Origin of the sequence: Lacticaseibacillus rhamnosus, from assembly GCF_900636965.1 — a bacterium.
GTDB lineage: Bacteria > Bacillota > Bacilli > Lactobacillales > Lactobacillaceae > Lacticaseibacillus > Lacticaseibacillus rhamnosus.
In genome coordinates, this window is the sequence record NZ_LR134331.1 from 2,519,444 (window position 1) to 2,536,705 (window position 17,262).

Annotated in this window: 28 protein-coding genes; 1 reads left to right on the forward strand and 27 read right to left on the reverse strand. The window is 47.0% G+C overall.

Going from position 1 to position 17,262, the window contains the following annotated elements:
* Nucleotides 1-112 precede the first annotated feature (112 nt).
* The 22 genes from secY to rpsJ are packed head-to-tail and all read right to left on the reverse strand — an operon-like array spanning nt 113 to nt 10,574.
* Nucleotides 113-1,435, reverse strand: a complete 1,323-nt coding sequence (gene secY / locus EL173_RS12665; RefSeq protein WP_005692120.1) for a preprotein translocase subunit SecY — start codon at nt 1,433-1,435, stop codon at nt 113-115.
* A complete protein-coding gene (rplO, locus tag EL173_RS12670) occupies nt 1,435-1,875 on the reverse strand; it encodes a 50S ribosomal protein L15 (RefSeq protein WP_005692118.1) in 441 nt (146 codons plus the stop codon). Before rplO ends, secY begins: the two co-directional genes overlap by 1 nt.
* A 32-nt stretch (nt 1,876-1,907) precedes the next feature.
* Nucleotides 1,908-2,093, reverse strand: a complete 186-nt coding sequence (rpmD, locus tag EL173_RS12675) for a 50S ribosomal protein L30 (protein WP_005686735.1) — start codon at nt 2,091-2,093, stop codon at nt 1,908-1,910.
* Between the two features lie 11 nt (nt 2,094-2,104).
* Nucleotides 2,105-2,608 carry a 30S ribosomal protein S5 gene (gene rpsE / locus EL173_RS12680; RefSeq protein ID WP_005686734.1) on the reverse strand — a complete coding sequence of 168 codons (504 nt, stop codon included), beginning with the start codon at nt 2,606-2,608 and terminating at the stop codon, nt 2,105-2,107.
* A 22-nt stretch (nt 2,609-2,630) separates the two neighbouring features.
* Nucleotides 2,631-2,990 carry a 50S ribosomal protein L18 gene (gene rplR / locus EL173_RS12685; RefSeq protein WP_005686733.1) on the reverse strand — a complete coding sequence of 120 codons (360 nt, stop codon included), beginning with the start codon at nt 2,988-2,990 and terminating at the stop codon, nt 2,631-2,633.
* A gap of 37 nt (nt 2,991-3,027) precedes the next feature.
* Complete coding sequence (rplF, locus tag EL173_RS12690) at nt 3,028-3,558, reverse strand: 50S ribosomal protein L6 (protein WP_005686731.1); 531 nt, start codon at nt 3,556-3,558, stop codon at nt 3,028-3,030.
* Nucleotides 3,559-3,588: 30 nt separating this feature from the next.
* The gene (gene rpsH, locus EL173_RS12695; RefSeq protein ID WP_003567538.1) at nt 3,589-3,987 is read right to left on the reverse strand and encodes a 30S ribosomal protein S8; all 399 of its coding nucleotides are present in this window, start codon (nt 3,985-3,987) and stop codon (nt 3,589-3,591) included.
* A gap of 25 nt (nt 3,988-4,012) precedes the next feature.
* Complete coding sequence (locus EL173_RS12700; RefSeq protein WP_005686730.1) at nt 4,013-4,198, reverse strand: type Z 30S ribosomal protein S14; 186 nt, start codon at nt 4,196-4,198, stop codon at nt 4,013-4,015.
* A 14-nt stretch (nt 4,199-4,212) separates the two neighbouring features.
* On the reverse strand, nt 4,213-4,755 hold the full coding sequence (rplE, locus tag EL173_RS12705; RefSeq protein ID WP_005686727.1) for a 50S ribosomal protein L5: 543 nt from the start codon (nt 4,753-4,755) through the stop codon (nt 4,213-4,215).
* 24 nt (nt 4,756-4,779) lie between these two features.
* Entirely contained in the window at nt 4,780-5,091 is a 312-nt protein-coding gene (rplX, locus tag EL173_RS12710) for a 50S ribosomal protein L24 (RefSeq protein WP_005686725.1), read from the reverse strand.
* Nucleotides 5,092-5,120: 29 nt separating this feature from the next.
* On the reverse strand, nt 5,121-5,489 hold the full coding sequence (rplN, locus tag EL173_RS12715) for a 50S ribosomal protein L14 (RefSeq protein WP_003567546.1): 369 nt from the start codon (nt 5,487-5,489) through the stop codon (nt 5,121-5,123).
* Nucleotides 5,490-5,520: 31 nt separating this feature from the next.
* Nucleotides 5,521-5,784, reverse strand: a complete 264-nt coding sequence (rpsQ, locus tag EL173_RS12720; RefSeq protein ID WP_005699404.1) for a 30S ribosomal protein S17 — start codon at nt 5,782-5,784, stop codon at nt 5,521-5,523.
* Nucleotides 5,785-5,804: 20 nt separating this feature from the next.
* Nucleotides 5,805-5,999, reverse strand: coding sequence for a 50S ribosomal protein L29 (gene rpmC, locus EL173_RS12725; protein ID WP_005686721.1), 195 nt, complete (start codon nt 5,997-5,999; stop codon nt 5,805-5,807).
* Complete coding sequence (gene rplP, locus EL173_RS12730; protein ID WP_005686719.1) at nt 5,989-6,423, reverse strand: 50S ribosomal protein L16; 435 nt, start codon at nt 6,421-6,423, stop codon at nt 5,989-5,991. Before rplP ends, rpmC begins: the two co-directional genes overlap by 11 nt.
* Before the next feature lie 3 nt (nt 6,424-6,426).
* The gene (rpsC, locus tag EL173_RS12735; RefSeq protein ID WP_005686718.1) at nt 6,427-7,089 is read right to left on the reverse strand and encodes a 30S ribosomal protein S3; all 663 of its coding nucleotides are present in this window, start codon (nt 7,087-7,089) and stop codon (nt 6,427-6,429) included.
* A gap of 13 nt (nt 7,090-7,102) precedes the next feature.
* On the reverse strand, nt 7,103-7,456 hold the full coding sequence (rplV, locus tag EL173_RS12740) for a 50S ribosomal protein L22 (protein ID WP_003567555.1): 354 nt from the start codon (nt 7,454-7,456) through the stop codon (nt 7,103-7,105).
* A gap of 17 nt (nt 7,457-7,473) precedes the next feature.
* Nucleotides 7,474-7,755 (reverse strand): 30S ribosomal protein S19, encoded by a 282-nt coding sequence (gene rpsS / locus EL173_RS12745; protein ID WP_003567557.1) that lies wholly within the window; start codon nt 7,753-7,755, stop codon nt 7,474-7,476.
* 39 nt (nt 7,756-7,794) lie between these two features.
* Complete coding sequence (gene rplB / locus EL173_RS12750; RefSeq protein WP_005686708.1) at nt 7,795-8,631, reverse strand: 50S ribosomal protein L2; 837 nt, start codon at nt 8,629-8,631, stop codon at nt 7,795-7,797.
* A gap of 28 nt (nt 8,632-8,659) precedes the next feature.
* Nucleotides 8,660-8,962, reverse strand: coding sequence for a 50S ribosomal protein L23 (gene rplW / locus EL173_RS12755; protein WP_005686706.1), 303 nt, complete (start codon nt 8,960-8,962; stop codon nt 8,660-8,662).
* On the reverse strand, nt 8,962-9,585 hold the full coding sequence (gene rplD / locus EL173_RS12760; protein ID WP_005686703.1) for a 50S ribosomal protein L4: 624 nt from the start codon (nt 9,583-9,585) through the stop codon (nt 8,962-8,964). The genes rplW and rplD overlap by 1 nt, the downstream gene beginning before the upstream one ends.
* Before the next feature lie 22 nt (nt 9,586-9,607).
* Nucleotides 9,608-10,240, reverse strand: a complete 633-nt coding sequence (gene rplC, locus EL173_RS12765; RefSeq protein WP_005692102.1) for a 50S ribosomal protein L3 — start codon at nt 10,238-10,240, stop codon at nt 9,608-9,610.
* 25 nt (nt 10,241-10,265) lie between these two features.
* A complete protein-coding gene (gene rpsJ / locus EL173_RS12770) occupies nt 10,266-10,574 on the reverse strand; it encodes a 30S ribosomal protein S10 (RefSeq protein ID WP_005686699.1) in 309 nt (102 codons plus the stop codon).
* A 330-nt stretch (nt 10,575-10,904) separates the two neighbouring features.
* On the opposite strand from rpsJ, the gene psiE reads away from it, so the two are divergent.
* Nucleotides 10,905-11,342: a phosphate-starvation-inducible protein PsiE gene (gene psiE, locus EL173_RS12775; RefSeq protein WP_005686696.1), complete on the forward strand. Its 438-nt coding sequence runs from the start codon at nt 10,905-10,907 to the stop codon at nt 11,340-11,342.
* Between the two features lie 171 nt (nt 11,343-11,513).
* Here psiE and ahpC read toward each other — a convergent pair whose 3' ends face one another.
* The 5 genes from ahpC to rpsL all read right to left on the reverse strand — a co-directional run bounded on the left by ahpC (nt 11,514) and on the right by rpsL (nt 17,027).
* Nucleotides 11,514-12,077, reverse strand: coding sequence for an alkyl hydroperoxide reductase subunit C (ahpC, locus tag EL173_RS12780; RefSeq protein WP_005686694.1), 564 nt, complete (start codon nt 12,075-12,077; stop codon nt 11,514-11,516).
* 229 nt (nt 12,078-12,306) lie between these two features.
* Entirely contained in the window at nt 12,307-13,338 is a 1,032-nt protein-coding gene (locus EL173_RS12790; protein WP_014571595.1) for a helix-turn-helix transcriptional regulator, read from the reverse strand.
* Between the two features lie 431 nt (nt 13,339-13,769).
* On the reverse strand, nt 13,770-15,872 hold the full coding sequence (gene fusA, locus EL173_RS12805; RefSeq protein WP_005692094.1) for an elongation factor G: 2,103 nt from the start codon (nt 15,870-15,872) through the stop codon (nt 13,770-13,772).
* An 89-nt stretch (nt 15,873-15,961) separates the two neighbouring features.
* Nucleotides 15,962-16,432 carry a 30S ribosomal protein S7 gene (gene rpsG / locus EL173_RS12810; protein ID WP_003567577.1) on the reverse strand — a complete coding sequence of 157 codons (471 nt, stop codon included), beginning with the start codon at nt 16,430-16,432 and terminating at the stop codon, nt 15,962-15,964.
* Nucleotides 16,433-16,610: 178 nt separating this feature from the next.
* Nucleotides 16,611-17,027: a 30S ribosomal protein S12 gene (rpsL, locus tag EL173_RS12815; RefSeq protein ID WP_005686670.1), complete on the reverse strand. Its 417-nt coding sequence runs from the start codon at nt 17,025-17,027 to the stop codon at nt 16,611-16,613.
* Nucleotides 17,028-17,262: the final 235 nt, after the last annotated feature.

Here is a 17,262-nt window from a genome sequence, read left to right on the forward strand (position 1 = left end):
ATTTAAAACTGCTGTGAACAGCTTCTAAACAATTTAACGCTGAAACTACTTGCCAGTTTGTACGCTGCTTTTAACGCGTCAACCTTTGAAAATGGCTGACTTCTGATATCGTTTACTTCTTATCGTTCTTAACCAAATCGCCGCGAATAAATCCGACGTACTCACGCTTCATGAGTAAGCCGTCCAATTGGCGAACCAATTCAATAGCGGTCATGACAACAATCAACAGGCTCGTACCACCAAGTCCGATTGATTGCGGCAGCCCCCAAATGTTGGCAGCCAGTTGTGGCAGTAAGGCAACCAAACCAAGGAACAAAGCACCCACTGTTGATAAGCGCATGAGTAGCCGTGAGATATAATTCTCGGTTTCCTTACCCGGCCAAACACCGGGAATATAGCTGCCTTGTTTGGTTAAGTTTTCTGCGACCTTCTCGGGATTAACCTGAACGAACGCATAGAAGAACGTGAACAGAATAATCAAAAGCGTATAGATCGCAGTTCCGGCTGGCTTTTGCATATTGAAGATATTAGTCATGACTTGATACCATCCGTCAGTCCCATGATTCTTCTGAAAAGCCATTAAAATTGTTTGCGGCGTCACAATAAAGGAACTCGCAAAAATAACCGGGATAACACCGGCAACGTTAACTTTAAGCGGTAGGTAACTGTTGCTGCCCGCGCTGGTAACGCGCCGAGTGTACTGAATTGGAATTTTATAATTAGCTTGCTGCACCCAGGTGACAAACGTGATAACCAGGATCACGATGACTGCCAAAGCTGCTAAAAATGCAATTCCTTTCCAGATTTCAGAACCAGAGTATACCTGAACGTTATCTCGATATAACTCTTGGAGACCTGAAGGCAGGCGTGCCACAATCCCGGAGAAGATCAACAGCGAAACCCCGTTACCAAGGCCTTTATCAGTAATCTGTTCACCCATCCACGTTAGCAACATTGTGCCGCCGGTAAGGATGATACCGATTGTGATATAGGTACTAACGGACGGATTTTTAACCAAGCCCATCGAACTTAACGTTTGAAAGCCGGCCGTAATCCCAATTGCCTGAAAGAACCCAAAAGCGATGGTCAGATAACGAGTAACTTGATTCAGCTTACGCCGACCGACTTCCCCTTGCTTGCTCCACTCGACAAATTTCGGAACGATATCCATCTGCAGCAGCTGAACCACAATTTGTGCCGTAATATACGGCGAAACCCCCATCGAAAAGATGGAGTATTGTGCCAATCCGCCACCACTGACAGTATCCAGCAGTGAGATCAAGCCTGTCGAGCCGATTGACTGCAGCGCCTTGGCATTAACACCGGGAACCGCAATCAGTGTACCTAATCGATAGACCAATAAAACCGCTAAAGTGAAGAGGATCTTGTTACGGATGTCTTTGACCTTGAGCGCGTTTTTTAGGGTCCTCAGCATTAGATCACCTCAATCGAACCGCCAGCTGCTTCAACGGCAGCTTTTGCTGCGGTTGAAGCTTTTGCAACCTTAATGGTCAATTTTTTCTCAAGTTTACCGTCTGCCAGCAACTTAACACCGTTCTTTTCGTTCTTAACAATACCGGCATCGATCAAGGCTGCTGGTGTAACTTCAGCGCCGTCATCGAAGCGATTAAGATCGGAAAGGTTAACGATTGCATATTCTTTGCGGTTAATGTTGTTGAAACCGCGCTTTGGCATCCGGCGGAATAATGGCATCTGGCCACCTTCGAAGCCAAGACGCGTCTTGCCGCCTTGTCGTGCCAATTGACCTTTTGTCCCTTTACCAGCTGTCTTACCTTGACCGCTAGAAGTACCACGGCCCAGACGCTTGCGGGCATGACGGGAGCCGACACTCGGCTTTAATTCGTGCAATTGCATACTCTTGGGCACCTCCTTGTCGAAATAATGTATTAATCTTTGATTTCTTCAACCGAAACCAAGTGTGAAATCTGGAAAATCGCACCACGAGTGGCTGCGTTGTCTGGTTTAATCACCGAGCTGTTCACCCGATTTAAGCCTAATTCCTTCACAATTTTACGTTGCTTAGGAAGACGGTGGGCAGCACTACGGGTCAAAGTAATCTTCAATTGAGCCATGTGTTTACCTCCTAGTCTTCAAGCGATGACGCAGAAACGCCGCGTAATTCAGCAACTTGTTCGCGGGTGCGCAACTGTGTAAGTCCATCCATTGTTGCCCGAATCATATTGATTGGCGTGTTACGGCCAAGGGATTTGCTGGTGATATCAGCAATTCCGGCAAGTTCCATAACGGAACGGATAGCGCCACCAGCAGCAACCCCAGAACCTTCTTCAGCAGGCTTCAGTAAAACTTCACCAGCGCCGAAGTGGCCGATTACTTCATGAGGAATCGTGGTGCCGACAATTGGCACTTCAATGAGGCTCTTCTTAGCTGCGTCAACAGCTTTACGGATTGCTTCAGGTACTTCTTGGGCTTTGCCGGTTGCGAAGCCGACGTGACCGTTCTTATCGCCAACGATTGCAATTGCTGCAAACCGTAGACGGCGACCACCTTTAACAACCTTTGTAACCCGGTTGATGGCAACGACCTGGTCTTCTAAGTCCAATTGGTTTGGATCGATAAATGATGCCATGTGTTGGTTATCCTCCTTTTTTCTAGAATTCGAGGCCATTTTCACGTGCTGCTTCAGCTAAAGCGGCAACGCGACCATGGTACAGATAACCACCACGGTCAAAGACCACAACTTTATGACCATCTGCAACTGCACGCTTGGCGATTAATGCACCAACCTGAGCAGCCGCGTCAGTCTTGTTTTCAGGATCTTTAATGTCCTTATCAAGAGTGGAGGCACTTGCTAGCGTCACACCCGCTACGTCATCAATTAATTGCGCGTAGATGTTTTTATTGGAACGGAAAACGTTCAAGCGTGGGCGCTCGCTCGTACCAGAAATCTTGCCTCGTACGCGGGCGTGACGCCGTTGCCGAGTCTTATTCTTATCTGGCTTTGAAATCACAATGTTCACCTCTTGTTAAATTTGTTGAAGGTTACGACTACTTACCAGTCTTACCTTCCTTACGACGGACATGTTCGTCAACATAACGAATACCTTTACCCTTATAAGGTTCAGGTGCACGGACGGAACGAACAACGGCTGCGAATTGACCAACAACCTGTTTTGAGATCCCACTGATGATGATCTGAGTGGTGCTTGGGACTTCAACAGTAACACCTTTTGGCGCGGTCATTTCAACTGGATGTGAGTAACCGACGTTCAAAACAAGTTTTTCGCCTTGCTTCTGCGCACGGTATCCAACACCAACCAGCTTCATTTCTTTCTTATAGCCTTCGGTAACCCCAACGACCATGTTGTTTAAGTTGGCACGCATCGTACCATGGATGGCCTTGTAGGAATCATCGGGACGGGTGAAATTAATTTCGTCGCCTTCCTGATGTAATTCGATTTCCGGGGCAAAATGACGGGTCAATTCGCCTTTAGGGCCCTTAACCGTAATATTGTCACCATCTTTGGTAACAGTAACACCGGCTGGGACTTTGATGACTTTATAACCAATACGACTCACTTATCGGCACCTCCTTTTTGATGTTATGAATTACCAAACGTAAGCGAGTACTTCGCCGCCAACGTTTTTGGCACGAGCTTCCTTATCGGTGATAACACCTTCGGAAGTTGAGATAATTGCAATCCCTAAACCGTTTAAAACCTTAGGAACAGCATCACTCTTAACGTATGAGCGCAAACCCGGTTTGGAAATCCGCTTCAAGCCGGAAATAACCCGTTCATTGTTCTTACCATACTTCAAGAAAATGCGGATCACGCCTTGCTTGTCATCATCGATAACTTCGTAGTCACGGATGAACCCTTCACGTTTAAGAATCTCAGAAATGTCTTTCTTCATCTTTGATGCAGGTACGACCAAGGATTCGTGACGCACCATATTAGCGTTACGGATCCGGGTCAAGTAATCTGCGATTGGATCGGTCAAGACCATTGATTTAACCTCCTTTGTCTAGTGATTACCAGCTAGCTTTGCGCATGCCTGGAATTTGGCCGGCATGTGCTAACTCACGAAGGCAAATCCGGCAGAGTTTGAATTTACGATATACGGAATGCGGACGGCCACACCGTTGGCACCGCGTATATTCCTGGACTGCAAATTTTGCAGGCCGTTTGTTTTTAGCGATCATTGACTTCTTAGCCAAGTAGCGGACCTCCCTTATTTGGCGAATGGCATCCCGACTTGCGTGAGCAACTCGAGTGCCTCTTCATCAGTATTTGCCGTTGTAACAATCACAACATCCAACCCACGAACCCGATTAACCTTATCGTAATCGATTTCTGGGAAGATCAGTTGTTCTCTAACACCCAATGTATAGTTCCCGCGGCCATCGAAGGACTTTGGGGAAATACCGTGGAAGTCACGAACACGCGGCAGGGAAACATTGATCAGCTTATCTAAGAAATCATACATGCGTTCGCCGCGCAATGTTACCTTGGCGCCGATTGGCATACCTTCACGTAAGCGGAAACCGGCAATACTCTTCTTGGCCTTGGTGATCAGCGGATGCTGGCCAGAGATTAGCGTCAATTCTTCTACCGCTTCATCCAATAACTTAGCATTCTGAGTTGCATCACCAACACCCATGTTCAAAACGATCTTTTCAATCTTAGGTGCCTGCATGGTGCTCTTATAGTTGAACTTGCTTACCAATGCAGGGGCGATTTCTTTGCTATAACGTTCTTCAAGACGATTCTCCATGAAAAAGTTTGTCCTCCTTCCCTATTATTTATCGATTGCGGTGCCAGACTTCTTAGCAATCCGCACTTTATTGCCATCTTTAACTTCAGAACCGATGCGAGTCGGCTTGTTGGTTTCAGGATCCAGAAGCATCACGTTTGAAACGTGAATAGGTGCTTCTTTGTCGATGATACCGCCTTGCGGATTCGTATTGTTCGGCTTCTGGTGCTTCTTGATCATGTTGATGCCTTCAACAACGACTTTGTCAGCGCTCTTGAGGACTTTCGTGATCTGGCCTTCTTTGCCGGCATCTTTGCCGCGCATGACCCGCACTTTGTCACCAGTTTTGAACTTCATGTATCGCACCTCCTATTTGGTCAGAATGATTAAAGCACTTCGGGCGCTAAGGAGACGATCTTCATGAAATCGCCGTCACGCAATTCACGTGCCACAGGTCCAAAGATACGAGTCCCACGTGGGCTCTTGTCAGCATTGATGATGACAGCTGCGTTCTCATCGAACTTGATGTAGGAACCGTCAGCACGGCGAGCGCCTGACTTGGTACGAACAATCACAGCTTTAACAACATCAGCCTTCTTGACAACGCCACCTGGTGTTGCTTGTTTTACAGTTGCGACAACAACGTCCCCGATATTACCGGTCTTGCGGTATGAACCACCAAGTACCTTAATGACAAGGATTTCGCGCGCGCCTGAGTTATCTGCTACTTTAAGACGACTTTCTTGCTGAATCACGGATTTGGTCCTCCTTTCACTCTAAAAATGATTAGATGATAACTGCCTTTTCGACAATATTCAATAAACGGAAACGCTTATTGCGTGATAAAGGACGAGTTTCCGCGATTTGGACAATATCGCCAACTTTAGCGCTATTGTCTTCGTCATGCGCATAAAACTTCTTGGAATACTTAACCCGTTTGCCATAAACAGGGTGTGTTTTATATGTGCTGACTTCCACGGTGATGGTCTTGTCCATTTTATCCGAGACCACGCGGCCTTGATAAACTTTACGAGAATTACGTTCTGCCAAGGTAAATGTCTCCTTTCCGATTATTTATTGAGTTCCTGTTGCCGAAGGACCGTTTTGATCCGTGCAATGTTTTTCCGAACTTGCTTCAAGCGAGCGGTGTTTTCCAATTGGCCAGTCGCCTGTTGGAAGCGCAAGTTGAACAGTTCTTCTTTATATTGCTTCTCTTTGTCGAGCATCTCAGCAGTGGTTAATGCAGTAATTTCTTTAGCCTTCATTTGATTGCCCACCTACTTCCTCGCGTGAAACGATCTTGGTGCGGATTGGGAGTTTGTTGGATGCTAAACGCAAAGCTTCCTTTGCGACTGCCTCGGACACGCCGCCGACTTCAAACATGATCTTTTCACGTTTAACGACTGCAACCCATCCAGTTGGTGCACCTTTACCATTACCCATCCGGACGCCGACACCTTTACTGGTGTAGGACTTGTGAGGGAAAATGCGGATCCATACTTTCCCACCACGCTTCATATAACGGGTCATTGCAACACGCGCTGCTTCGATCTGGCGGTTGGTGATCCAATGGGATTCCAATGCTTCCAAACCATATTCGCCGAAGTCAACGTTCTTGCCGCCCTTGGCTGCACCGCGCATCTTCCCACGGAATTCACGACGATGCTTGACACGCTTAGGTACTAACATTGATTATTTCCCTCCTTTCGCATTATTTTGCTGTGGCTTTTCAGGTAAAATTTCACCACGATTGATCCAGGTTTTGATCCCGATCCGGCCATAAGTCGTTGCTGCTTCTTCCCATGCATAGTCGATATCGGCACGCAAGGTATGCAGCGGAACTAAACCTTCATTGTAATGTTCACGACGTGCAATGTCAGCACCGTTTAAACGACCGGAAGCTTGGGTTTTGATTCCCTTAGCACCGGCACGCATGGTACGTTGCATTGCTTGACGCATTGCACGACGGAATGCGATCCGTTGTTCAAGCTGACGCGCGATGTTTTCGCCGACAAGCTTGGCATCCAAATCAGGTTTTTTGATTTCTACAATATTGATGTGAACTTGGCGACCAGTCAGCTTATTGAGCTGCTTGCGCAAGTTTTCAACTTCAGAACCGCCTTTACCGATAACCATACCCGGTTTAGCAGTATGAACGGAAATGTTGACGCGCTTTGCAGCACGTTCAATTTCAATACGTGATACTGAAGCATCTTGCAGCTTCTTATTGATGAAGTTTCGGATTTCAATGTCTTCATGCAAGTAGTCAGCAAAGTCTTTGTCTGCATACCACTTGGCATCCCAGTCACGGATGACACCGACACGGAAACCGGTTGGATTAATCTTTTGACCCACGCGTTATCCCTCCTTATGCTTCTTTTTCGGATACAACCACGGTAACGTGGCTTGTCCGTTTATTGATCGGTGATGCGCTCCCCTTAGCACGAGGACGGAACCGTTTGAGGGTCGGGCCTTCGTTGACATAAGCTTTGCTTACATAAAGGTTTTGTGCATCTAAGTCATAGTTATGTTCTGCATTAGCAATAGCAGACTTGAGTACCTTTTCGATGATCGGAGAACCGGAACGAGGTGTGAACTCAAGAATCGCCAGTGCTTCAGCAACATCGCGACCACGAATCAAGTCGATTACCAAGCGCGCTTTGCGAGCAGCAATCCGAACCGTCTTGGCCGTTGCCGTTGCAGACGTAATTTGATCAGCCATGAATGTTGTGCTCCTTTCTAGCGTGCTGTTGTCTTCTTGTCATCGGTGTTGTGACCGCGGAAGGTACGCGTAGGAACAAATTCGCCTAACTTGTGACCAACCATGTCTTCACTCACGAAAACCGGGACATGCTTGCGACCATCGTAAACGGCGATGGTGTAGCCAATGAAACTTGGAAAAATAGTAGAACGACGCGACCATGTACGAATAACGGTCTTCTTGTCGTTATCTGCCTGCGCTTCAATCTTCTTCAGGAGATGAGCGTCGGCAAAAGGTCCTTTTTTAAGACTGCGACCCATTGTGTGACCTCCTTTAATCGATGTAACACTTCAATGTGTTTACTTCGTCTTGCGGTGACGAACGATGAATTTCTCGGATTTAGCCTTGTGATCCCGGGTCTTCTTACCCAAGGTCTTCTTGCCCCAAGGTGATAATGGTGACGGACGACCGATTGGTGCTTTACCTTCACCACCACCATGCGGGTGATCGTTAGGGTTCATAACTGACCCACGAACAGTCGGACGGAAGCCCAACCAGCGCTTACGGCCAGCTTTACCAATGCTAATCAATTCGTGTTGTTCGTTACCAACCGCACCGATAGTCGCACGGTTCTCGGCTAATACCAAGCGAACTTCGCCGGAAGCAAGTTTGATGGTAACGTACTTATCATTATCCTTACCCAGTAACTGAGCGGAAACGCCGGCAGAACGTGCTAGTTGTGCGCCTTTGCCAGGTTTAAGTTCAATGTTATGGATGGTGGTACCAGCTGGGATATTCTTTAACTTCAATGTGTTGCCGACTTTGATGTCAACATCGTCACCGGAGTAAACCTTATCGCCAACCTTAAGTCCCTTTGGTGCCAAGATGTAGGACTTAACCCCATCTTCATAATGCAATAATGCAATGTTAGCGGTCCGATTTGGATCGTATTCGATTGCTTTAACCGTTGCGGCCATATTGTCTTTATTGCGCTTGAAGTCGATCACACGATAAAACTGTTTGTGACCACCGCCACGATGACGCACTGTGATGTGTCCGTGAGCATTGCGCCCTGCTGTATGGCTTTGGCTGACCAGCAAAGTCTTTTCAGGCTTTGTCTTGGTGATTTCAGCAAAGTCTGAGCCGGACATGTTGCGCCGGCCATTGCTTGTTGGTTTGTACTTAATAATCGCCACGTGTTTAACCTCCTATAACAAATTTTTGTTACTTGTTATCGTTATCTTCATCAGCGAAGATCTTGATTTCTTTTGAATCGGCGCTCAAGGCAACCAAGGCCTTACGACGACGACGCGTCATGCCTTCGTAACGACCTTGGCGCTTCTTCTTGCCGCGAACGTTTGCAATGTTGACATTAACAACCTTCACGCCGAAGATTTCTTCAACTGCTTTGCGAACTTGGGGCTTTGTTGCATGAATTGCAACTTCGAATGTGTATTTACGGTTGTCCATTTCAGCCATCGATTGCTCGGTGACGATCGGACGTAAAATGATATCGCGTGCTTCCATTATGCAAGCACCTCCTCAATCTTTTGGAGCGCAGATTGGGTTAAGATCAATTTCTTGTAGTTAACAGCGTCCAAGACGTTGATACCCTCTGCAGGAACAACTTTCACATTCGGCAGGTTACGTGCAGCTTTGGCAGCAACATCATTGCCATCTTCAAGCACAACCAGTGCCTTATCGTTGACTTTGAGTCCGTCCAAGACATTTAAAAATGCCTTGGTCTTTGGAGCATCAAAGCTCAAGCCATCAACAACGACCAGATCGCCATCGAGAACTTTTTGTGAAAGTACGGATTTAATCGCCAAGCGCCGAACCTTCTTAGGCAGCTTGTAAGCATAGCTGCGTGGTGTCGGGCCAAAGACGATCCCACCGCCGCGCCATTGTGGACTGCGGATTGAACCTTGGCGGGCACGACCGGTACCCTTTTGGCGCCAAGGCTTACGACCGCCGCCTGAAACAGCGGAACGGTTTTTAACGGCGTGAGTACCCTGACGAAGGGAAGCGCGTTGCATCACAACTGCGTCAAACACGACGTTTTCATTTGGTTCGACTGCCCAGATTGCATCGTTGAGTTCAACCGTGCCGTTTTCTGAGCCGTCTTGCTTATATAAAGTAACGTTAGCCATTAGTTATTGTCCTCCCTTCGTATTATTTAGCTGCTTTAACAGCAGAACGGATTGTAACAAAGGACTTGTTAGCACCTGGGACATTGCCTTTGATCAACAGGACATTGTGTTCTGTATCGGCGGCAACGACTTGCAGGTTTTGCATGGTGCGGGTATGGTTACCCATCCGGCCAGGAAGTTTCTTACCCTTGAAGACTTTGTTGATGATAGCTCCAAGTGAACCTGGACGACGATGGTAGCGAGAACCGTGTGCCATAGGGCCGCGGGACTGACCATCTTTCTTGATATTACCTTGATAACCATGACCTTTGGAAGTACCGGTGACGTCCACAATGTCGCCTGCTGCGAATTCGTCAGCTTTAACTTCGCTGCCGACTTCATAATCACTAAGCGCTACATCGCGGATTTCGCGAACGAAGCGCTTAGGGGTCGTGTCAGCCTTTTTGGCGTGACCGACGCTTGGCTTATTCGTCAAGACTTCACGCATATCGCCGTAGCCCAACTGAACTGCTTCGTAACCATCAGATTCAACGGTCTTGACTTGCATTACAACGTTGGGTGTTACGTCAATTACAGTAACGGGAACAAGTTCGCCGTTATCGGTGAAGACCTGCGTCATGCCAACTTTTTTGCCTAAGATTCCTTTACGTGCCATGGGTACACCTCCTATTTTCTAAGAATTATAATTTAATTTCGATATCGACGCCGCTTGGCAAATCGAGCTTCATTAAAGCATCAACTGTCTTCGGTGTTGGGTTAACAATATCAATCAGACGTTTGTGCGTCCGCATTTCGAATTGTTCACGTGAATCCTTGTACTTATGTGGGGAACGTAAAACCGTGTAAATTGTACGTTCCGTTGGCAGAGGGATCGGACCTGAAATTGTTGCGCCTGTACGCTTTGCAGTGTCAACGATCTTGTCTGCGGATTGATCGAGAATCCGGTGTTCATAAGCCTTAAGCCGGATCCGAATCTTTTGTTTTGCCATTGTGTGACCTCCTTCGTCTATTATCAGTTAGTAGACTAGCTCCGTGAAAATTACCAACTCGCCACCGTGGCAAAGCGGCCGGGCGTGTCGCAACCTCTCACATCCACGCTACTCTGGTTCATCTCTGGAACCAAGTGCATAGTTATCCCCTTTGAGAAACAGCACTCTTGATAGTATACAAAAACTCCCCCGCCATTACAAGGTTTTCTTTCGATTTGCACAAAAAAGTTTGTGCGCTTGATGCTGAGAAAAGCAAACTTGTTTTACTGATCAGCTGTATGTGCTACATTCAAATTAAATCCAGTATTCGATTTGATTAAGGAGCATGCCATGAAATTCGATCACTATAAAAAGTTTATCAACGTAGCCTTGGATCTTTTGCTCGGTCTGCTCGCTATTGTTGTCGTCATCTTCATGTTACGCTACATTATCGACATTGGGAGTTTAATCCTTCGACCGTTATCGGCTGACCTATTCGGCAAGGTCATTCAGGAAGTCACGAGTTTCTTTATGCTGTTTGAATTTGTCATTATGCTGATTCGCTACATTGAAGAGGGGCACCATATTCCGATTCGTTATCTCATTCTCATTTCGATGACGGCCATTTTACGGCAGCTGTTGGTCTTACACGATCGTGGTACCGAAACCTTGCTTTTGACATTGGCAATTCTCGTTTTAGCAGGCGTTTTGACGGTCTTCTCCTTTGTTAGTGGCGATTTCAAACACTCGCGCGGAGAACAGGATATTGATATCGATCAGCACTTTTGACTGTGGCGATCTTGTTTTGCCTTAGCTACTGATCCAGGCTCTGATGTATTCTTGTTCTTTAGCTCGGGTTATATGACTTCACGCAAAAAGGAATCGCAGCTGACCGTTGCGATTCCTTTTTGCGTGAATATATCCTGACCGGAGCATTCACAATTAGATAATTCCCTTTAATTAAAGTTTGCCAACCAAGTCAGCACCCGGCTTCAAGGTTTTCTCGCCAGGCTGCCAGTTCGCTGGGCAAACCTGATCACCGTGAGCGGCAACAAATTGTGCTGCCTGAAGCGTCCGCAAAATTTCGTCAGCGTTACGACCGATGCCGAAGTTGTTAACGACATAAGCTTGAATCACGCCATCCGGGTCAATAATGAAGGTGCCGCGGAACGCTTGACCACTCGCTTCATCCCGAACATCCAGCGCCGTTGCCAGTTTACCAGCCGGATCGGCAAGCATCGGATACTGAATTTTCTTGATCGTCGGACTCGTCTCTGCCCATGCCATATGCACAAATTCGGTATCCTCAGAAGCGGAATAGATTTCGGCTCCTGCAGCTTTAAAACGATCGTAGTGATCCTGCAAATCGCCTAGTTCTGTGGGACAAACAAATGAAAAGTCAGCTGGGTAGAAACAGATTACTGCCCACTTACCTTGCAAATCCTTATTTGTCACCGTGTGAAAATCCCCATTTTGATAGGCGGTCAATGAAAAGTCCGGTAAATGCTGTCCAATAAAGCTCATAATATTCCCTCCATTTTTAGAATGATTATTATTTACAACTTAACGGTACCTTTTCATGCCCGCATTTTCAAGCCTAAATTGCCACGAATTACCTGTGACAGTTACCCACATAAATCAAAAATGTTGCTGGTTAGCTTGCCTTCTTTCCAAACCGCCGATTAAAAAAACACCATCTGTTTCAATAGACAGTGTGTTTAAAAGTATGCTCTTAAGGCGTTATGTGAACTTCCTAGCGCAAACGATTCCTTTCTTCATGCCGATAATGTGCCAAACCTTCTTCTAAACCGCGAATGACATAATCACGAATATACTTTGGCGCAAGCACTTTGACTAACCCTGCCTGTCCTAGCAACCACATACGAATGCCAAAGCCATCATTAACCGGAATGGTGATGTGGTAGAACTTTTGCGCGTAAGGATTCTTGGACGTTGGCTGCTCATCGACTTTTTCATCATGAACGATGGCATCCGGAAAACGATCAAGGACAAAACGCGGGTCATAGCCATACAGGATTTCCAGATTAATTGGCTTGCCTAAGTATGGATACCATGTGTGTTTTTGTAACCGGCCGCCGCGAAAACGTGCTTCATAGGCATGTTGCGGTTGACGTCCATGGTAAGTAATATGGCTCATATCATCAAGCCGAAAGCGCACAAACTGACCATTGTCCGGATCATCAGGCTGCTCGTCACTACCATCAATAATGAGATAAAAAAATAAGTCGCCAAAATATAATCCAGTTGGTAGGCGCCGATCAAAATGACGGGTTACGCCATGATAAGTATGATCGAAGCTAATGGTCTCATGCTTCAAAATCGCCTGACTCAAACGTGCCAACCGTGCTGTGAGTGCTACTTTTGGTACCCCTTTATACTCGAAGATCGGATTTCGTACCACATCGCTTAGGCTTCGATGCTCCGGCCCTTCAGGCAGCAACTGGTGAAGTAGCGTTTTCATCTCGGAAGTTGCCAAGCCCCGACTTGCGGTCAAAATCAGCGTCATTGCTAATAACTGCCCGTCATTTAAGGGACTGTGGCCAGTTGATAGTACAGTTGACTTGAAGCGATAATCACCCGTGGTACTTGCGACAAATACATCCGGCTCATCCATCACGTCATCGAACATCCGTTTAATGACACTAATATCACGCCGAATGGAAGACTCATCTTTATTAAACTCGTGCATTAAGGTTTGTTTGTTTAATACCTCTCCTCGCATGAGTCGCAGCATAATCGTTACAATTCGTTCCTGGCTTGACACGTTGCGCCACTTCCTAACGTCACCTAATAATAACAGTATCATACGCGTTCAAAAAACGTGCCGTCAATCATCTCAAGAAGTCTTCCACGCTCATAATGTACTGACCAGCCTAGAGATCGGGCGAAATCACACTCACTTTCTATAACGCGTTCGCCGGCGCAGGGATCTGCGTATAAGGATCTTGGGCGCAATGGTCAAATACCGACCATCACGGTTAAGGCCGCTTATGTTCTAGCTCATGCCCATAACGCGTTCGCCGGCGCAGGGATCTGCGTGTAAGGACCTTGGGCGCAATGGTCAAAGACCGACCATCACGCCCAAGGCCACTTACACTCCGATCCCTAAGCGCGCCGGTTCACGCTCACGCTCAATAAAAAACGGTGCTGCCTTGAACAGGCAACACCGTTTTTGTCGTCGGTGATCACGAAAGACTAGTCTTTCGTAGCAACACCGCCGCCATTTTTCTTGATAATTTCTTCTTGGATACTCTTTGGTACAGCTTCGTAGTGGTCAAAGGTCATGGTGAAAGTACCACGGCCTTGGGTTGCACTACGCAAGGTGGTTGCATAGCCAAACATTTCGGCCAGCGGAACCATTGAGTTAACCAATTGCGCATTACCGCGCGCTTCCATACCTTCAACGCGACCGCGACGTGCCGTGATCTGGCCCATAACATCGCCAAGGTATTCTTCAGGCGCAACGACTTCAACGTGCATGATCGGTTCAAGGATCACGGCGCCAGCATTCTTCGAGGCATTACGTAACGCCATGGAAGCAGCCACTTTAAAGGCAGCTTCAGAAGAATCGACTTCATGGTAAGAACCATCATATAGTTTGGCCTTCACATCAATTAATGGATAGCCAGCCAAGACACCGTTTGCCATGGCTTCTTTCAGACCTTGTTCAACAGCTGGGATATATTCACGCGGAACAACCCCACCGACAATGGCATTTTCAAATTCAAAGCCCTTGCCTTCTTCGTTTGGTGTGAACTCGATCCAAACATCACCATATTGACCTTTACCACCGGACTGACGAACAAACTTACCTTGTGCAGACGCTTCTTTAGTAAAGGTCTCACGATAGGCAACTTGTGGTTCACCAACTTTAGCAGCCACTTTGAATTCACGCTTCAGACGATCAACCATGATATCCAAATGCAATTCACCCATGCCGGCAATTAGTGTTTCACCAGTTTCAGGGTTGGTCTCAGCCTTGAATGTCGGATCTTCTTCAGAGAGCTTCTGCAAACCGATATCCAGCTTGTCTTGGTCTTCTTTAGAGTCAGGCTCGATGGAAACCTGGATAACCGGATCCGGAACATCCAATGATTCAAGAATCAATGGGTGGTTAACATCCGTCAAAGAATCCCCTGTGGTGGTATTCTTCAAACCGATAGCAGCAGCGATATCGCCGGAAAAGACTTCCGGAATTTCTTCACGGTGATTACTATGCATCTGCAACAGACGGCCGACACGTTCACGGTTGTCTTTTGTTGCGTTCAACACATAGGAACCAGCTTCCAGTGTGCCGCTGTATACCCGAATGTAGGTCAAACGGCCAACAAATGGATCAGTCGCAACTTTGAAGGCCAAAGCAGCAAACGGCTTGTCATCACCAGCGGTCAGCTCAACGGCATCGCCTGTATCAGGATCGGTTGCATGATACGGACGAACATCCAATGGTGACGGCAGGTAATCAATAACCGCGTCCAACAGCATCTGAACACCCTTGTTCTTGAAAGCTGAACCAGCCAAAACCGGATAGAATTCCAAGTTAATGGTTGCTTTACGAATAGCAGCCTTTAATTCAGCATTGGAAATCTCTTCGCCTTCAAGATACTTGTCCATGATGCCATCGTCAACGTCAGCAACGGCTTCGACAAGTTCGTTGTGGGCTTTTTCGGCAGCTTCCTTATATTCATCAGGAATGTCAACCGTATCCCACTTCGTCCCGAGTTCATCTTCATCGTACAAGTCGGCCTTCATTTCGATCAGGTCAATGACCCCTTCGAACTTATCTTCGGCACCGATTGGCAACTGAACGGCATGGGCATTTGCCTGCAACCGATCATGCAAAGTTGACAATGAATAGTCAAAATCCGCACCAATCTTATCCATCTTGTTAACGAAAACTAACCGCGGAACCCCGTATGTTGTCGCTTGACGCCAAACGTTTTCAGTCTGCGGCTCAACACCGGATTGGGCATCCAAAACGGTGATCGCACCATCTAACACACGCAAGGAACGTTCAACTTCAATCGTGAAGTCAACGTGTCCGGGGGTGTCAATGATGTTGACCCGGTGATCCTTCCAGAAAGCCGTGGTAGCAGCACTGGTGATGGTGATCCCACGTTCCTGTTCCTGTGGCATCCAGTCCATCTGTGAAGCTCCTTCATGAGTTTCACCGATTTTATGAATTTTACCGGTATAATACAAAATCCGTTCAGTCGTGGTCGTTTTACCGGCATCGATGTGAGCCATGATCCCGATATTACGGGTACGGTCTAACGGAAATTCACGTTTGTTGGCCATGTGGCGTATTGCTCCTCTCTTGATTCAACTGGCTTTATACAAAGAATGGCTACTATATACCAAACCGCGGATATAATAGCCAAACCATCTTACCAACGATAATGTGCAAATGCCCGGTTAGCATCAGCCATCTTGTGGGTATCTTCACGCTTCTTCACTGCGGCGCCGGTGTTGTTAGCGGCGTCCATGATTTCCTTAGCCAAGCGTTCGTCCATTGTGTGTTCACCGCGTTGACGCGAATACTGAACAATCCAACGCAAGCCCAAGGTGGTCCGGCGATCCGGACGAACTTCAATCGGCACCTGGTAGTTAGAACCACCGATACGGCGAGCTTTAACTTCCAAGACCGGCATAACGTTCTTCATTGCTTCTTCAAAAACGTCTAACGGTTCGTTCCCGGTTTGTTTCTTAATCATATCAAATGCATCATATAAAATAGTGGATGCCTTCCCGCGCTTACCATCAATCATCAAGTGGTTGATTAAACGGGTAACCAGCTTTGAATTGTAAACTGGATCAGGTAAAACATCACGTTTTGCGACACTGCCTTTACGTGGCATGCATTTTGCCTCCTCTTAAAAGTATTCGTCTGCCCAAGCTGCTCACAAACCGGCTCGGCTAGCAACCCAAAGCGATTCCTGAGTTTCTTTTAGGCTGACGCATATTCTGTCTATACCGCACAAAGCGGATCTAAAAATTTGTTGTCATCATCATGCGGCTAATCCGCACTGATTTTGCTTACTTCTTCTTAGGACGTTTTGCACCGTACTTCGAGCGACCTTGCATCCGGCCGTCAACACCAGCGGTATCAAGCGCACCACGAACGATGTGATAACGAACCCCTGGCAAGTCCTTAACACGGCCGCCACGGATCAAGACAACACTATGTTCTTGCAAGTTATGGCCAATACCCGGAATATAAGCTGTCACTTCGATCAAGTTGGACAGACGAACACGAGCATATTTCCGCAAAGCTGAGTTAGGTTTCTTAGGTGTCATGGTACCGACACGAGTAGCAACCCCACGTTTTTGCGGTGCTGGATTACTGGTAAGGCTCTTCTTCTTGCTGTTGTAACCGAAGTTCAACGCAGGAGAGTCTGACTTGGTTGATTTGGATTTACGACCTTGGCGAACTAATTGATTAATAGTAGGCATTAAGCTTCTCCTTCCTTATATTGCATCTTTTTTAAGTCCACACATCCAGGCGGTTCATTTTTTGTGATAAAAAAACGGCCAACCGAACGGCGACGGCTCTTAACCCAGTCAGCACGTCCGGACAACCCGAATAAACTGGAAAAAAGCACCTTTGATAGTGTACTATCCTATGCGCGCTGGTGTCAAGGAAAACAATAGAACATTCACTTGACATTTGAAATGGTGAACTTTTAAC

Excerpts from the sequence above, each read along its gene's own strand:
- secY (WP_005692120.1), bottom strand. The coding sequence starts at position 1,435 with ATGCTGAGGACCCTAAAAAACGCGCTCAAGGTCAAAGACATCCGTAAC.
- rplO (WP_005692118.1), bottom strand. The coding sequence starts at position 1,875 with ATGCAATTGCACGAATTAAAGCCGAGTGTCGGCTCCCGTCATGCCCGC.
- rpmD (WP_005686735.1), bottom strand. The coding sequence starts at position 2,093 with ATGGCTCAATTGAAGATTACTTTGACCCGTAGTGCTGCCCACCGTCTT.
- rpsE (WP_005686734.1), bottom strand. The coding sequence starts at position 2,608 with ATGGCATCATTTATCGATCCAAACCAATTGGACTTAGAAGACCAGGTC.
- rpsH (WP_003567538.1), bottom strand. The coding sequence starts at position 3,987 with ATGGTCTTGACCGATCCAATCGCAGATTACTTGACCCGGATCCGTAAC.
- rplE (WP_005686727.1), bottom strand. The coding sequence starts at position 4,755 with ATGGAGAATCGTCTTGAAGAACGTTATAGCAAAGAAATCGCCCCTGCA.
- rplX (WP_005686725.1), bottom strand. The coding sequence starts at position 5,091 with ATGAAGTTCAAAACTGGTGACAAAGTGCGGGTCATGCGCGGCAAAGAT.
- rpmC (WP_005686721.1), bottom strand. The coding sequence starts at position 5,999 with ATGAAGGCTAAAGAAATTACTGCATTAACCACTGCTGAGATGCTCGAC.
- rplP (WP_005686719.1), bottom strand. The coding sequence starts at position 6,423 with ATGTTAGTACCTAAGCGTGTCAAGCATCGTCGTGAATTCCGTGGGAAG.
- rplV (WP_003567555.1), bottom strand. The coding sequence starts at position 7,456 with ATGGCTGATCAAATTACGTCTGCAACGGCAACGGCCAAGACGGTTCGG.
- rpsS (WP_003567557.1), bottom strand. The coding sequence starts at position 7,755 with ATGGGTCGCAGTCTTAAAAAAGGACCTTTTGCCGACGCTCATCTCCTG.
- rplW (WP_005686706.1), bottom strand. The coding sequence starts at position 8,962 with ATGGAAGCACGCGATATCATTTTACGTCCGATCGTCACCGAGCAATCG.
- rplD (WP_005686703.1), bottom strand. The coding sequence starts at position 9,585 with ATGGCTAACGTTACTTTATATAAGCAAGACGGCTCAGAAAACGGCACG.
- rplC (WP_005692102.1), bottom strand. The coding sequence starts at position 10,240 with ATGGCACGTAAAGGAATCTTAGGCAAAAAAGTTGGCATGACGCAGGTC.
- rpsJ (WP_005686699.1), bottom strand. The coding sequence starts at position 10,574 with ATGGCAAAACAAAAGATTCGGATCCGGCTTAAGGCTTATGAACACCGG.
- psiE (WP_005686696.1), top strand. The coding sequence starts at position 10,905 with ATGAAATTCGATCACTATAAAAAGTTTATCAACGTAGCCTTGGATCTT.
- ahpC (WP_005686694.1), bottom strand. The coding sequence starts at position 12,077 with ATGAGCTTTATTGGACAGCATTTACCGGACTTTTCATTGACCGCCTAT.
- fusA (WP_005692094.1), bottom strand. The coding sequence starts at position 15,872 with ATGGCCAACAAACGTGAATTTCCGTTAGACCGTACCCGTAATATCGGG.
- rpsG (WP_003567577.1), bottom strand. The coding sequence starts at position 16,432 with ATGCCACGTAAAGGCAGTGTCGCAAAACGTGATGTTTTACCTGATCCA.
- rpsL (WP_005686670.1), bottom strand. The coding sequence starts at position 17,027 with ATGCCTACTATTAATCAATTAGTTCGCCAAGGTCGTAAATCCAAATCA.